The sequence below is a fragment of the Rhodococcus sp. 05-2255-1e genome, assembly GCF_002259025.1.
Taxonomy (GTDB): Bacteria; Actinomycetota; Actinomycetes; order Mycobacteriales; family Mycobacteriaceae; genus Rhodococcoides; species Rhodococcoides fascians.
Genome location: NZ_NOZE01000046.1, coordinates 70342 through 85074, shown reverse-complemented (window position 1 = coordinate 85074; position 14733 = coordinate 70342). Strand labels below are relative to the sequence as shown.

Below are 14733 nucleotides of genomic sequence, written 5' to 3'. Positions count from 1 at the left end.
GAAGTCTATTCCTGCTCGCTCGAACGCCCGGACGGTGTCGACAGCGAAAGTGCCGTCGGCCCAGTCTGTTCCGCCTGTCCCGGCGAAGGGACCGGTCCAGTCGGGCACGAGGTAATTGGTGAACCAGCCGAGTGTGAACGGTTGTGACATCGGTCCTCTTTTCCATAGTGGTGGTCATGAATGGTCGGTGTGGGTACGGCGGATTCCTCGGTGACGACCACCTTCGATTCAGGAGTCGACATCGCCACGGTCCGCCAGGGTCGAAGTGCGAGTAGAACTGCCAGTGCCGCAACGGGAATGCTGGCGGTGAAGGCGAGCGAGTAGGACGCCTGGGCGGCGACGGCTCCGGCGACCAGTGGGCCGAGCATGGTGCCCACGTCGAAGGTGACCTGGTACACGGCGATGGGGCTTCCTCCGCGGCCGGCCAGTACGTCACCGACCGTCGCGGCGCTGGCGACCATCGCACAGGTGCCACCCACGCCCCAGAGCACCATGGTCAGCACGAGGATCGGCAGTGTGGGAACGATCGCAAGCACGACGAGCCCGAGCAGGATCAGACCGGACCCGAACGCCAGCATCGGTCGTCGGCCCCAGCTGTCGACGAGCCGACCCGCAGGTTTGACGACCACGATCTGGACGACGGCCCCGACCACGAGTACGAGACCCGACACGAACGGGCTGCCGCCGATCACCGTCGCGACGAACAACGGAACGAGGGTGAACCGCACCCCGTTGCCCACCCAGCCGTTGGCGAAGTTCGACGCGATCGAGGCCCGGAATCCCCGTTCCCCGAGCGCGGCTCGCAGCGTCATCGGTTCCGGCCGGGTACTCGTATCGTGCACGACTCCGTTCGCGACGTCCGTCCTGTCGCTGGACCGGAACGCGAACCAGACCACGGCAACCCCGACGACGAGCGTCACAGCGTGGGTGAGGAACGGGGCCCGCAACGAGACGAGGGCAACCGCGCCGCCGATGACCGGTCCCAACACTCCCCCGATGAGGAAGCCGGACTGGAAGACCGACGCAGTTCTTCCTCCGGTGTCCGGGGTGCTGTAGCGGAACAGCAGTTGTTGACCCGAGACGGTGAACATTGCGGTCCCGACACCCCCGACTGCTCGGAGCAGTAGAAGCGAGAGAAACGTCGGAGCGAAGGCCGCCGCCAGGGAGGACGTCGCCGCCATCAACAGGCCGGCGGTGAGAATCGTCCGTTCGTCGAACCGCAGCAGCAGTCGAGATGCTCCGAACGACGCCAGCACGCGGGTGAAAGCATAGATACTCACCACCGACGAGGCAGCGAGATCCGTTACTCCGAAATCTCTGGCGAACACCGGAATGACCGGTGCCACAACGCCGTACCCGAGCCCGATGCACACGTTGACGAACGCCAACGCATACACCGGCCCCGGCACCACCGAATCTCTGCGCAGCAACCGCATCAGAAGGACATGAGATTCTCACGAAACATGTCGTGCTCGTATTCGGTGCGGACCAGGCCACGTCGTTGCAGTGCAGGGACGAGGCCTTCGGTGATCTCACCGACGTAGCGGCGACCGATGTTGCCCGTGATCAGGAATCCGTCGCCACCGACGAAGTCCATCGTCTCGCCCATCTGTTCCGCGACGGAATCGGGAGTGCCGACGTAGTGGACGTTCTTCATGGTCCAACCCAGTGCCGCTGTGCGCGGTGTGTTTCCGTAGGACAGGAAGTCGCCGAGGGTCGTCCGGTGCCCGTTGGTGGACAGTTCGGGGAACTCCTCGTCCAGCTCGTACGTCGACAGATCTATCTCGGTCAACGCCGAGATGTGGCCCAGCGCAGACTCGATGCGCGAATCGACGTCGGCGGACATCCGCTCCACCTTGGCGCGGGCATCGGATTCGGTATCGGCCAACACCGGCTGCGTGATGAACATGATCTTGCAGCTGTCCGGATCCCGACCGGCCTTCTCCATCCGCATCCTGATGTCGTCGCGGAATGCCTTCATCGCGGCCGGGTCCTTCGCGGCGCTGAGAATCGTCTCGGCGTTGCGCGCCGCGAACTCACGCCCACGCGGCGATCCACCGGCCTGACAGATCACCGGCTCGCCCTGCGGCGACCGCGGAACGTTCAGCGGCCCACGCGACGCGTGGTACTTACCGCGAAAGTCCGTGACGTGCACCTTGGTGTGGTCGACGTAAGTGCCGTTGTCCCGGTCGAGCACCATGGCGTCGTCGTCCCACGACGCCCACAACTGCTTGACCACGTCGACGAATTCGTCTGCCCGCTCGTACCGTTGGTCGTGCTCGGCGAGTTTGTCCATCCCGTAGTTCTGGGCCGCGCGATCCTCACTGGAGGTCACCACGTTCCAGCCGACGCGGCCTCTGCTCAGGTGATCGAGCGTCGAGAACCGTCGAGCCAGCAGCCAGGGCGGGTAGAAGGACGTGGAGCAGGTAGCGATGACGCCGATGTGCTTCGTCGCGGCCGTCAGCATCGGCACGAGGGTGACCGGGTCGTGCTTGGGTGCGTACAGGCCGTACTTGAGGTCCACCCTCGAGGACTGCTCGTAGGCGTCGGACACCATCGAGGAATCCTCGAGCATGATGTAGTCGAAGCAGGCACGTTCGAGTGACCGTGCGAAATCCACGTGCAATTCTCCGTTGGCCCAGGTGCGTCCTTCGTCGCCCGCCCAGGCCGAATTCCACGGCGGGTTGGAGAAGTTGGTGAACCACCCCAGATGAAATTTGGTCATGCCGTGCTCCTTGTTCTCGATACGGATCGGGTACTTCTGTGCGGCCGAGAAAGCTCGGCAGGTTCGTTCGGGTGCACGCCGCGCCACCCCGACGGCACGCTGGCGACCAGAGCAGCCACCGCCATCGCAGCCACGGCCACCGTGAATCCCATTGCCAAGGAATCGGACTCGCTGGGCGACACACTCTGTGCGCCGCCGGAATACACCAGCTCGCGCAAGGCAGGCGGCAGTGCGGAGACCACCAGCACGAGGGCCAGCGCGGTACTGAGCGTGACGGCGGTGTTGTCGAGAGACACTCGAAGACCGTTGGCCATCCCCGAGCGGTTCTCGGCCACACCCACGTTGATGGCCGACGCGTTCGCGGTCTTGAAGAGTCCGCCACTGATCCCCAGGAGGAACAGGATCACCACGAGGGGTACGCCGCGCGCCGGGCCGGCGATGTGCACCGCGAGCACCGTCAGAACCAGAGCGGTGCCGAGTGTCGAGACCGTCGTCAGCACTCGCGTCGACACCCGGGTCGTCAGCATCCCGGCGATCGGCGACATCACCGTGGTCCCCACCGCGAGGGCAGTGATCTGCAGGCCCGCACGGATGGGGCTCTGTCCCTCGACGCTCTGCAGGTACAGCGAGATCGTCACTGCGACGGCACCTTCGGCCATGGTGACCAGGAACGACGCCGTGTACGCGCTTCCCCGAAAGCGATCGATCAGCAACGCTGGATCCACGATCGGATCGGCGGCGCGCTTCTCCCACCACCAGAACAGCGGAAGGGCGAGAACAACGCCGACCAAGGGCACCATCGATGCCCAGTCATCGAATCCGACACTGCCACCGCGATTCACCCCGTAGACGAGTCCACCGAGAATCACCATCGAGCCGGCCGCGCCCGCGTAATCGAAGGGCACCCCGCGTGCCGGACGCGCCGTTCGGCGCAGCGTGATCGCAGCCCACACGGTTCCGGCCACTCCGAGGGGAACCACCACACCGAATACTCCGCGCCAGCCGACTGTTTCGGTCAGCACACCGCCCAGCAGTGGGCCGACAGATATCGCCAGCGACATGATGGTGATGTTCCAGCCGATGCCGATCGAGAGCATTCGCGGCTCGAACGCCTCGACGAGCAGGGCGGTGGTGTTGGTGATCACCGCGGCAGCGCCCACGCCCTGCAGGACGCGGAGGACGATGACCAGGGTCGGTTCGCCTGCGACCGCGATGGCGGCGGCACTGACCGTCAGGCAGGCCAGCCCCAGCAGATAGACGGGACGCCTTCCGACGAGGTCGGCAACCTTGCCGAGGACCAGAATGAACACTGCCGTGGTGAGCAGATAGGCGAGCATGAACCAATCTGTCTGCGCTGCAGTAGCTCCCAACCCCTCGCTCATGTCCGGCAGCGCCACGGGGAGCATCGAGACCGACACGAACGTGATACTCATGCCCAGTCCGGTGACCGACAGCACGCGCCACGGGTAGGAGTTCGATCGTATCTCCGGTGACGCGTCTGTCGCTGCAGTGACGATCAGAAGTCCATCAGGTTGTCGCGGAACAGCGTGTGTGCGTATCCGTCTCGAATCAGACCGCGCTTGCGTAGCTCGGGCGCAAGACCGTCGGTGATCTCGCTGATGTAGCGGCGATGCACGTTGCCGGCGATGAGGAATCCGTCGCCGCCGACCTCCGCGGCGATGTCGCCCATCTGTTCGGCGACTGCGTCGGCGGTACCGATCAGGGGAACAGACTTCCTGATGTCCGAGCTGGCCGCCTCTCGAAGCGTCATCCCGGCCGTGTTGGCACCGATCAATGCCATCGTGGCCCTACCGGCGTTGGTTTCGACTGCAGGAATCGGGGCGTCGAGATCGAACTTCGAGAAGTCGATACCACTCGCGTACGACATCGACGCGAGGTTGACATCGATATCGTTCCGAAAGCCGGCCAGTGTTCGCTCGTGCTTGTCCTGCGCTTCGCGGTCGGTTTCACCCAGGACCGGGTTGACGATGAACATGATCTTGCACGAATCGGGGTCCCGCCCCTCGATGACCATCCGAGCGCGGACGTCGTCTCGGTACGCCTTCATGGCCTCGACACTCTCGACCTGAGCGAGAATCGTCTCGGCATGTTTCGCCGCGAACCCGCGGCCCGCAGGCGACCCACCGGCCTGGCAGATCACCGGTCGGCCTTGGGGAGTCGGTGTGGTGTTCAGTGGACCGCGGGAGGAGTGATACTTGCCCTCGAAGTCGATGTTGTGCACCTTCGTGAAGTCGGCGAAGACACCCGCCTCGCGGTCGAGCCGAACCGAGTCCGGTTCCCACGACGACCACAACTGCTTGACGAGTTCGATCCATTCGTCGGCCATCTCGTAGCGGTGATCGTGCTCGAACATCTCCTCGTAGCCGAAGTTCTGTGCCGTCCGAACATTGTGCGAGGTGACCAGATTGACGCCTGCCCGGCCGTTACTGAGATGGTCCAGAGTGGCCGAGGTTCGTGCCGCCATGTATGGCGGATGGAACGACGTGGTCATCGTGGCGATCAAGCCCAGACGCTCGGTGTGCTGACTCAGAATGGGCAGCAGCGAATTCGGGTCCTGCTTGGGTACCGACCGGGCGTTGGCGAGCCACCACTTCGAGGATCCACCGAACGAGTCGGGGACGAACGCGCCGTCCTCGAACATGATGTAGTCGAATCCGGCGCGTTCGAGTGACCGCGTCATGTCGATGTACAGCTCGGGGTGGTTCCATTCGGTGCCGCCCTCACCCGACCACATCTGGTTCCACGACTGGACCTGCCAGCTCAAGAACCAACCAAGGTGGAACATAGCTTCCTCTTTCCAGATCCGAAGTGTGACTAGAAGGCGCGAAGGTTCTCGCGGAAGTGTGTGTGCTCGTACGACGTTCGGGTCAGTCCGCGACGCTTGAGCGCAGGTACGAGTCCGTCGGTGATCTCCGCGACGTAACGGCGATTCATGGGTGCGCCCGCGATCAGGAAGCCGTCGCCGCCGACCTCCTGCATGACGCCGTCCATCATGTCTGCGACGTCGTCGGGGGTTCCGACGAATTCCAGTGTGTCGATGGCACTGTGGGCGGTGATGCGGTCCCGCAGAGTCTGGGTGCCGTCTCCCCTGAACTCGGCGAAACTGCTGCGATGTCCGTTGCTCTCGAGATCGGCCGGCAGCGGCGCGTCGAGATCGAACTGGCTCAGATCGATGCCGGACAGGTGTGAGCGTCCGGCGAGCAGGCCGTCGATGTTCTTCGATGCCGCATCTGCCCGACGTTGCTGCTTGGCCTTGGCCTCCGCCGTCGTCTCCCCCAGGATCGGGGAAATGAGGTACATAACCTTGACGTCGTCGGGATTTCGACCCGCCTCGATCGCTCCCTGGCGAATGTCCTCGCGGTAGCGCCGCATCTTCTCGGTGCCATGAGGATTGGAGATGATCGCGTCCGCGTGTTTGGCTGCGAACTCCTTACCCTTGTCCGATCCCCCGGCCTGGAGGAACACCGGCCGACGCTGCGGGCTCGGAATGGTGTTCAGCGGACCACGGGACTTGAAGAACTTGCCCTCGAAGTCGATACGATTGACCTTCTCGTGGTCGGCGTAGATGCCGCCTGCCGAGGTGTCCGCATGCACCGCACCGTCTTCCCAGGAGTCCCAGAGCTTGCAGGCGAGCTCGACGAACTCGTCGGCCATGTCGTACCGAAGATCGTGCTCGGGCATGTCGAAGCCGTAATTCTGCGCGGCACGAGTGTTGCTGCCGGTGACGATGTTCCAGCCGATTCGCCCGGCAGCGATGTGGTCGAGTGTCGACATCAACCGGGCGACCGTGTACGGGTGGTAGAACGTCGTGGTGAGCGTCGGCACGATACCGAGGTGCTTGGTGGTGTAGGACAGGATGCCCGCCAGAACCGCTGGATCATGTTTGGGCGCAGCGGTAGCCGTCGCCAGGTAGTACTCCATGGAGCCCTTGTAGGTATCGGAGACCTGAACCGAATCCTCCATGATGAGGAAGTCGAAGCAGGCCCGCTCGAGCGAGGAGGCCAGGTCGACGTACTGATCGGGCATCATCCAGTCGGTGGCGCCGGTACCGGACCATGGTTGGTTCCAGGACTGGACACCGAAACCGGCCCCGAGAAACCAGCCCAGGTGAAATTTGTTGGCAGTCATGACGTTTCTCCAGTCGTGGGAGCTGTGGGTGCTCAGAACTCGAGCAGGTGATCGCGCAGATGTTCGCCGGTGTACTCGGTGCGCATCAGCCCGCGTCGTTGCAGGGCCGGAACGAGGCCGTCGGCGATCTCGCCGATGTAGCGCCGGTTGTGCGGCTGGCTCCAGATCAGGAACCCGTCGCCGCCGACCTCGGCCATGGCGTCACCCATCTGTGCGGCAACGGCATCCGGGGTCCCGACCAGTTCCATCGACTCGGTTCGGTACGCGACACATGCCTCGCGCAGTGTTCGGCCATCGGCCCAGTTGCGGAAGTTCTCCAGCGTTGACTGGTGGCCGTTGGTGTGTACGTCGTCGGGCATCGGTTTGTCCAGGTCGAACGTCGAGAAGTCGATCTCCATGCTCGCCGACCAACCGATGAGGACACCCGCCGGGTTGGCGCGCACCGCATCGGCTTTGCGCTCCTGGCGGGCCAGCGCATCCTCGTGTGTCTCACCGAGAATGGGTGAGACCACGTACATCACCTTCGCCGAGTCGGGGTCCCGCCCGTGCAGCTCCATGCGACGCCTGATGTCGGCCCGGTACTCCTTCATCGCGGCAACGCCTTTGGGAAGGGCCATGATCATGTCGGCGTGTTTGGCCGCGAAGTCGCGGCCTGCGGGGGAGCCCCCGGCTTGCGTGATGACCGGCCGGCCCTGCGGTGACGGCATGGTGTTGAGCGGACCACGCGAGGAGTAGTACTTGCCCTGGAAGTCGATGGTGTGGACCTTGGTGTGGTCCACGTACGTCGACGTCTCGCGATCCATCACCACCGCGTCCGCGTCCCACGAATCCCAGAGCTGCTCGACCAACTGCACGTACTCGTCTGCTCGCGCATACCGCTCGTCGTGCGGCGGGAGTGCGTCCATTCCGAAGTTCTGCGCGGCTCGATCCTCGCTCGAGGTCACCACGTTCCAGCCGATACGCCCCGAAGACAGGTGATCGAGTGACGAAATGGACCGAGCGAGCATGTAGGGCGGGTAGAACGACGTGGACGCCGTCAGCGCGACGCCCAATCGGCTCGTCGCGCGAGTGAGCAAGGGAGCCAGCGCAATCGGATCCCCCTTGGGCGCCCAACCGCCGGTCTTCAAGGTCGCTTCCGAACTTCCGCCGTAGGTATCCGAGACCATCGACGAGTCTTCCAACAGCAGGAAGTCGAAGCACGCGCGCTCGAGTGTCTTGGCGAAGTCGACGTAGAAGTCTCCGTTGAGCCAGTCTCCGCTGTCGCTGCCCTCGAATGCGGTGTTCCAGGTCGTCGGCACGAAGCTGCCGAACCAACCAAGATGAAATCTGTTGTCTGTCATGTGAAAGTCCTCGCTGATAATTCGTCCGCGATGCGTCGTGGTCGACTACACCGTGTTCATGTTTCGACGAACCGCGTTCTCGGTAGCCGTCTGATTTCGCCGCCGTTTCGCTGCATCGGCCCCGGTAGCTCGGCCGGTGATCGGGATATGACCACCGACCGAACTACCTACGGTGCAACGATTTCTAGGTGCCGAGGGTCAGATTCGAGTAGTCGATTCGGAAGTCGGTGCGCTGCACGAAGCCGTCGATGCCCGCCTTCAGCGCCACCGACGGCCGCACTCGGGCGATGAAGATGTACGGGGCCTGCTCGGTCATGCGGAGCTCTGCCTCGTTCCAGAACACGCCGGCCTCGGGGCTCAGGGCGTCGCCTGCGTCGAGACCCTGCTGCACCATTCCGAGGAACTCGGGGTCGTTCCAGAGAGCGACATTGGAACCGCCACCGGGCTGAGTGAGCAACTGGAGTGAGTACGGCGGAGTCATCGTGACCGATGCGCCGATACTCAAGCTGGCCTGCACCTTACCGTCGAGCGTGTCGGCATTGAGTTGCGCTGCAGGTAGTTCCGCAATCGTCACATCGATGCCGGCTTCGGCGGCGAACGACTGAATCTGGATCGCGGTGTCCTGAGCGGCCGGAAGCTGATTGTTGACACTGAGGGTGAAGGCAAGGCCGTCTGGTAGTCCAGCCTCGGCCAACAGCGACTTCGCACGTTCCGGGTCGCTGTCGAACTTCGGAAGGTCGCTGCCGTCCCAGTTCGGTGCCTTGTCGTCGAGAACGTGGTTGTACTTGTACGCCCGGCCGAAGAACACGTCGGACATGATCTGGTCGTACGGGATCGCGTAGGCCATCGCCTGACGCACACGCGCATCGGCGAACGGAGCAGTGGTGGTGTTCATCGAGAACAGCAAGTATTGATTGGACGTCGTCGTCGGGACGGTCACGGCGTCGTTGCTCTCCAGGGTCGCCTGATCCGAAGAGCGCAGCGCCAGTGCCACATCCGCGTCGCCGCGCGTGACCATGTTGGCTCTGGTCGCCGGGTCGGCCACCACACGCCGAATCATGCGCTTGATCTCGGGTTCACCCAGAACGAAGTTGGGGTTCGCTCGCATGACGATTTCCTGACCCGGCGTCACCGACTCCAACATGTATGCGCCGTAACCGAAGTTGCCGCGCATCATGTCTGCCGCACCCCACGCGACCGCGTACGGATCCTCGGGAGTGGAATTCTCGATCAGATAGTTGCTGTCGTAGATCGATCCGATGTTCTCGGCAAGGTTGGCCAGCAGGGTCAGACCGTAACCGGCCTTCTCGACCGTAAAGCTGACCGTATACGGATCGATCTTCTTCAACTGGGTCGCCGGGTCGACCAACATCGGCTTGAAGTAGCCGGCCATACCGCCGCCCGGGGTCGCGAACTTACGCTCGAAAGACCACAGAACGTCGTCGGCATCGAGCTCGTTTCCGTGCTCGCTCATCACTCCCTGACGCAGATGGAACGTGTAGACGAGCTGATCCGGGCTCACCTCGTAACTGTCCGCGAGGTACGGCTCGAAATTGTAGTAATCCTGCACGAGCGCATCCGAGCCGTCTTCCTCCACGTACGGCTTACGGATCAACTGGGCGTGCATGTTGTTGGTGACGTCCTGATTGTCGGTGCCGGCGGTGTAGCCGTAGTCGCGCACCACATTCGACGCCTGATCTGGGGTGACGACGACGATCTCGCCCGAGGTCGATGCCGAGGCCTGGCTGCCGCCACCGTCCGAGCACGCGCTGAGCGCGAGCGCGCCGACGAGCAACGGCACTGTCCATCGGATTCCGACCGACAATCGATGAGAGATTTTCACGTGGGTTCGTTCTCCTTGCTGAGTGCACGAATGCAGGTGTCATCACCGGTCGAGCCGACGGCTTCGATCGCGGGAGGTCGTGGACGAGAGAGATATGCGGACGTCGCTGTCCGTTACGGCTGTCAGTGAGAGCGGCGGGTGCCCTTGGTCAGTCGGCGGCCGACGACGGCAACGGAGGCCACTGTCAGGCACAGGGCGAGGGCAGGTGCGCCCGCCGACCACAACTTGCCGATCGCGGCGTCGCCTGCGCCGCGGGTGATCATCGAGCCCCATTCCGGGGTGGGCGGCGGCAGTCCGACACCGAGGAAGCCGAGTGCCGCGGTGAGGATGATCGTCATGCCGAACACCACCGATGCGTTCTGCAGCGCTGGAACCGACGAGTTGGGCAGGACGTGACGGAACACCAGTTGTGTCTCGGACAGTCCCGCCTGACGAGCCGCGTCGAGGTATGCGTCGCCGCGCACTCGGAGCACCTCGGTGCGGACGAGCCGGGCTTGAATCGGCGCGAGAATGATCGACAACGTGAAGATCATCGTGATCGACGACGTCCCGAAGAACGAGACCACCACCAGGGCGACAATCACCGTCGGGACGGCTTCGAGCAGGTCCAGGAAACGAGCGGCGGCGCGGGCCAGGAAGCCGCCGAGACCGCGGCCCGCCTCGTTCATCCCAATGATCAACCCGATCAGGATGCCTCCCATCGTGGCAGCAATGGTCACTGCGAGAGCGATGGTGACGTCGATTCGTGCGCCGGCAATGGTCCGCGAGAAGACATCGAGACCGTTGGAATCGGTTCCCAGTAAGAACTGTGAATCCGGCGAGAGCGACGGCGCGCCCACAACTTTGGTCGGATCGAACGGCACGATCCACGGGCCGATCAACGTGACGAGCAGAATCAACGCCAACGGCACCGCCAGCGCAACCGTGCCGATCGCGGCCGGGCGTCGCCGCTTCGACGGCGTCGCCGAGTCTGTGCCGGCTTTCTTCGGTATCAGGGCAACCATCAGGAACCACCTCCTGCTCGACCCGGCTTGCGCCGGGGATCGAGCAACATGTTGATCAGGTCGACGCACAGGAAGACGAGCAGTGAGATCGCCGCGACCACGAGCAGAAAGCCCTGCAGCGCAATGAGATCCGTCGCAGCCACTGCCTCCACTGCGTACCGCCCCATTCCGCCGAGGCCGAAGAGGGTCTCGAGGATGACCGCGCCGCCGAGGAGCGACCCGAACACCAGGCCGAACAATGCGACGGTGGGAGGCAGCGCGCGGCGATATGCGCTGGCGTAGATGTACTTTCGTGCCGATCCGGTGGCGACCTTGAACAGTGTCGGCTGCGCGGTCAGGCTGGAATCGAGTGCAGTCAGCAGCTGCTTGAGCAGAATCGGCGTCACCGACACGACGAGTACTCCGATGGGAAGAAGCAGATGCGAGAACATCGAGGACACGACGACGGAGTCACCGCGAAGAAGGGCGTCGAGCAGAGGGAAGGACGTGATCGGCTCGGGTTCGGTGAGCCCTGCCCTGATCCGGCCCGAGGGTGCCGGCACCACCTGCAGGGTGGCGTAGAACAGGAAGATCCCGACCACACCGACGACGAATTCGGGGACCGCACCGGCAGCTTGGCCGTACCAACGCACCACTCGCGCCGCGACCGACCGGGGCTTGGCGACCACCACCGCTGACAGGGCGAGCGTCACGGTGATGAGAACGGTGAAGGCAATTCCCGCCAGTTCCACCGTGCCGGGCAGCCGGTCTGCGATGTCGGTCGTGACCGGTCTGCCGGTCATGATCGCGTTGCCCAGATCGAAGTGGAGAAGATTTCCCAGATAGGTCATCAACTGCGACCACAAACTTCCGTCCAGACCGAGTTCCGCTTTCGTCGCCAGATAGTCCGCCTCGGTGGCCTCGGGACCGACAACCTCACGTGCAGGATCGCCCGGGATGGCTCGCACCAGGAAGAAGGCCGCAACAGCGAACACCAACAGGTGCACGGGCAGGACGGCGATCCGGCCTATCCACCACCGGTGACGTCCGAGAAAGCCCGTCATCGCGCAGCCGCCACGGCGAGTTGCTCGACCTGTTCGTCCCCGCGATACGCGTCGAGCAGTTCGACGGTATAGGGATCCTGGGGCCGTTCGACCACATCGTCTGTTGTGCCCTGTTCCACGATCACACCGTTTCTCATGACAACGAGTTCACTCGCGATGAATGCGGTGGCCGGCAACCCGTGGGAAACGAACACCAGGCCGCAGTCCGAGTCGATGCAGTACTGCCGCAGCATGTTCAGAATTGCTCCTTGAACGGAGACGTCCAAGGCGGACACCACTTCGTCGCACAACAGAATGCGAGGTTCGACGACGAGAGCTCGTGCGATCGAGAAGCGTTGCCGTTGTCCGCCCGACACCTCGGTGGGGAACCGATCGGCCATCGCCGGGTCCAGCTCGAGCGACGCGAGCGTCTCGTCCACGCGGGCATCGGCGGTCTTGGCATTCATCCCCAGCAGACGCATGGCGGGCAACCGCACGGCGTCACGCAACGTTCGACGCGGATCGAACGACGACGTCGTGTCCTGCGCGACGTATTGCACCTTGGATCTGAAATCGCGTCGCCCTGCCCGTGAGGACAACACCCCGTTCAGTTCGGAGCCGTTGTACGACACCGAACCTGTAGTCGGCGACAACAGGCCGCACATCATCCGGACCAACGTCGATTTCCCGGAGCCGGACTCACCGACGATGCCGACGGCCGAGCTCGACGTGATTTTCATGCTGATGTCGTCGACAGCCGGTGTGCCGGATCCCGAGCGAACGAAAGTCTTGCCCAGCTGTTCGACGTCGATCTCGGCGTACGCTGTGCGCGAATTGCCACTCATCAAGATCCTCCAGGCGGTTGTCTCCAGCAGATCTGCTGCTTGACTGCACAGCTTTCTCGCGACGCGTTACTGAAAGCGACCCTCGGCGTAACTGAAGTATTACGCCGAGCAAACATGCAGCTCAAAGGGCATGGAATGGGGCTAAACGCCACAGTGACGTAGGTCTCGATCAGCTACCGCTGCCGACGTGGGCGGCGTTATCCGGCTCTACAGGCGCTCCAGCAGGCCTTGTCTGCGGCGTAATAGCTCATTTACTCCTGCGCCATGTTCGGTAATGCAGTTGCAGCAGGCTTCACCTATCTGCAATCGCTGCATTGCCCACCATCACGACAGGAGTGACATGTACGAACGCGCTCGCACCGACGTACCTCGGCCACATCGGCATTCGACGTCATCGCCGACGAAAGGCGTTGCAGCATGATGCATCTCGGCTGGTTCTTCACCACAGGATTCGGTGTCTACGGCTGGAACCAACCGTGGTCCGGAAACGTCGCGTCGGACATCGGCCGCCCCGATCTGTTCGTCGACGCGGCAAAAAGCCTGGAGCGCGCCGGATTCGACTACATCATGCTCGAGGATTCCTCGGTGCTGTCCGACGTGTATCGCGGAACGTTCGAGAGCTCGGTTCGTCGCGGAACCACCGTGCGTTTCGATCCCATGCCACTCGTTCCACTGATGGCCGACGCCACCGAGCGAATCGGCATAATCGCCACTGTCGCAACCACTTTCTATCCGCCGTTCCTTGCTGCCCGCCTGATGTCCACGCTCGATCACGTCACCGAGGGCCGGGTCGGAATCAACCTCGTCACCGCAAGCGCCGACGGTGCCGCACAGAACTACGGACTGCCCAAACAGATCGAACACGACCTTCGCTACGAGATGGCCGACGAATGGGTCGACGTCGTATCGCAACTGTGGGATTCGTGGGACGAGGACGCGCTGGTTCTAGACCCGGCGTCAGGTGTTTTCGCGGATCACGAGAAGATCCACAAGATCGACTTCGAGGGCAAGTACTACGCGTCCCGTGGACCGTTGAACATTCCCCGCGGTCCCCAGGGTCGGCCGGTCATCTGTCAGGCCGGCGGCTCCCCCGCCGGGCGCGCGTTCGGGGCCAAACACGCAGACACCATCATCGCCAATGTTCGCGGACTGGACGCGATGAAGGAATACCGCGAGGACATCAGCCGGCGGCTGGTCGACTACGGCCGCAAGCCCGACGACGTGAAGGTGCTCTTCCTCGTCAGTCCCATCATGGCCGACACCGACGAGGAAGCCGTCGTCAAGCGCGATCGCATGCGCGAAGTCCAGAAGAACAACATCGACGGAGTACTCGCTGCGATGTCGTATCTCAGCAGTACCGACTTCTCGCAGTTCGACATCGACGCGCCGGTTCCCGACCTGACGAAATACAACGGCCACAAGAGCACGCTCGAGGACATGGCCAAATCGGGCAAGACGCTCCGCGAGATCATCGCCAACTATCCGACGGTCGAGTCGATGGAACTCGTCGGAACGACCGAGACCGTCGCGCAGAAGATGGACGAGGCAATGGAGTTCGTCGGCGGCGACGGGTTCCTCATCGCCTCCCCCGTCACCCGCAAAGTGATCTCCGAGATCGCCGACGGACTCGCACCCGCGCTGCGTCGGCGTGGAGCAATTCGCGACGGCTACTCCCGAACCACGTTCCGCGAGAACCTCGCCGCCTTCTGAACCGGCGTTGTATCACCAGAAATTCGATAGTGCCCCAGTTCAGAACCCCTGACGCATCCGCCGGAACCAGCGCAATGGCCGCGCAACGTTCGAGT

Annotated in this window: 11 protein-coding genes; 1 reads left to right on the top strand and 10 read right to left on the bottom strand. The window is 63.3% G+C overall.

What is annotated here, in order from left to right:
* Window positions 1–5 precede the first annotated feature (5 nt).
* The 10 genes from CH262_RS28285 to CH262_RS25540 all read right to left on the bottom strand — a co-directional run bounded on the left by CH262_RS28285 (window position 6) and on the right by CH262_RS25540 (window position 12928).
* Window positions 6–1436, bottom strand: coding sequence for an MFS transporter (locus tag CH262_RS28285; protein WP_094718757.1), 1431 nt, complete (start codon window positions 1434–1436; stop codon window positions 6–8).
* Window positions 1436–2725: an NtaA/DmoA family FMN-dependent monooxygenase gene (locus CH262_RS25580; protein ID WP_094718756.1), complete on the bottom strand. Its 1290-nt coding sequence runs from the start codon at window positions 2723–2725 to the stop codon at window positions 1436–1438. The genes CH262_RS28285 and CH262_RS25580 overlap by 1 nt, the downstream gene beginning before the upstream one ends.
* Window positions 2722–4158 carry an MFS transporter gene (locus tag CH262_RS25575; protein WP_143547173.1) on the bottom strand — a complete coding sequence of 479 codons (1437 nt, stop codon included), beginning with the start codon at window positions 4156–4158 and terminating at the stop codon, window positions 2722–2724. The genes CH262_RS25580 and CH262_RS25575 overlap by 4 nt, the downstream gene beginning before the upstream one ends.
* Before the next feature lie 83 nt (window positions 4159–4241).
* Window positions 4242–5531, bottom strand: a complete 1290-nt coding sequence (locus CH262_RS25570; RefSeq protein ID WP_032388512.1) for an NtaA/DmoA family FMN-dependent monooxygenase — start codon at window positions 5529–5531, stop codon at window positions 4242–4244.
* A 29-nt stretch (window positions 5532–5560) separates the two neighbouring features.
* On the bottom strand, window positions 5561–6874 hold the full coding sequence (locus tag CH262_RS25565; RefSeq protein WP_032388511.1) for an NtaA/DmoA family FMN-dependent monooxygenase: 1314 nt from the start codon (window positions 6872–6874) through the stop codon (window positions 5561–5563).
* A 32-nt stretch (window positions 6875–6906) separates the two neighbouring features.
* The gene (locus tag CH262_RS25560) at window positions 6907–8214 is read right to left on the bottom strand and encodes an NtaA/DmoA family FMN-dependent monooxygenase (RefSeq protein WP_032384814.1); all 1308 of its coding nucleotides are present in this window, start codon (window positions 8212–8214) and stop codon (window positions 6907–6909) included.
* A gap of 184 nt (window positions 8215–8398) precedes the next feature.
* Window positions 8399–10057 (bottom strand): ABC transporter substrate-binding protein, encoded by a 1659-nt coding sequence (locus tag CH262_RS25555; protein ID WP_057474792.1) that lies wholly within the window; start codon window positions 10055–10057, stop codon window positions 8399–8401.
* Window positions 10058–10179: 122 nt separating this feature from the next.
* Window positions 10180–11061, bottom strand: a complete 882-nt coding sequence (locus CH262_RS25550; protein ID WP_032388509.1) for an ABC transporter permease — start codon at window positions 11059–11061, stop codon at window positions 10180–10182.
* On the bottom strand, window positions 11061–12104 hold the full coding sequence (locus tag CH262_RS25545) for an ABC transporter permease (RefSeq protein WP_094718754.1): 1044 nt from the start codon (window positions 12102–12104) through the stop codon (window positions 11061–11063). Before CH262_RS25545 ends, CH262_RS25550 begins: the two co-directional genes overlap by 1 nt.
* Complete coding sequence (locus CH262_RS25540; protein WP_094718753.1) at window positions 12101–12928, bottom strand: ABC transporter ATP-binding protein; 828 nt, start codon at window positions 12926–12928, stop codon at window positions 12101–12103. Before CH262_RS25540 ends, CH262_RS25545 begins: the two co-directional genes overlap by 4 nt.
* Before the next feature lie 417 nt (window positions 12929–13345).
* Here CH262_RS25540 and CH262_RS25535 point away from each other — a divergent pair, with 417 nt between their 5' ends.
* On the top strand, window positions 13346–14638 hold the full coding sequence (locus CH262_RS25535) for an NtaA/DmoA family FMN-dependent monooxygenase (protein WP_094718752.1): 1293 nt from the start codon (window positions 13346–13348) through the stop codon (window positions 14636–14638).
* The last annotated feature ends 95 nt before the right edge of the window (window positions 14639–14733 follow it).

Bases quoted from the DNA above. Each gene is read 5' to 3' on its own strand.
- CH262_RS25575 (WP_143547173.1), bottom strand. From the start codon at position 4,158: ATGAGTATCACGTTCGTGTCGGTCTCGATGCTCCCCGTGGCGCTGCCG.
- CH262_RS25560 (WP_032384814.1), bottom strand. From the start codon at position 8,214: ATGACAGACAACAGATTTCATCTTGGTTGGTTCGGCAGCTTCGTGCCG.
- CH262_RS25570 (WP_032388512.1), bottom strand. From the start codon at position 5,531: ATGTTCCACCTTGGTTGGTTCTTGAGCTGGCAGGTCCAGTCGTGGAAC.
- CH262_RS25540 (WP_094718753.1), bottom strand. From the start codon at position 12,928: ATGAGTGGCAATTCGCGCACAGCGTACGCCGAGATCGACGTCGAACAG.
- CH262_RS28285 (WP_094718757.1), bottom strand. From the start codon at position 1,436: ATGCGGTTGCTGCGCAGAGATTCGGTGGTGCCGGGGCCGGTGTATGCG.
- CH262_RS25545 (WP_094718754.1), bottom strand. From the start codon at position 12,104: ATGACGGGCTTTCTCGGACGTCACCGGTGGTGGATAGGCCGGATCGCC.
- CH262_RS25550 (WP_032388509.1), bottom strand. From the start codon at position 11,061: ATGGTTGCCCTGATACCGAAGAAAGCCGGCACAGACTCGGCGACGCCG.
- CH262_RS25565 (WP_032388511.1), bottom strand. From the start codon at position 6,874: ATGACTGCCAACAAATTTCACCTGGGCTGGTTTCTCGGGGCCGGTTTC.
- CH262_RS25535 (WP_094718752.1), top strand. From the start codon at position 13,346: ATGATGCATCTCGGCTGGTTCTTCACCACAGGATTCGGTGTCTACGGC.
- CH262_RS25580 (WP_094718756.1), bottom strand. From the start codon at position 2,725: ATGACCAAATTTCATCTGGGGTGGTTCACCAACTTCTCCAACCCGCCG.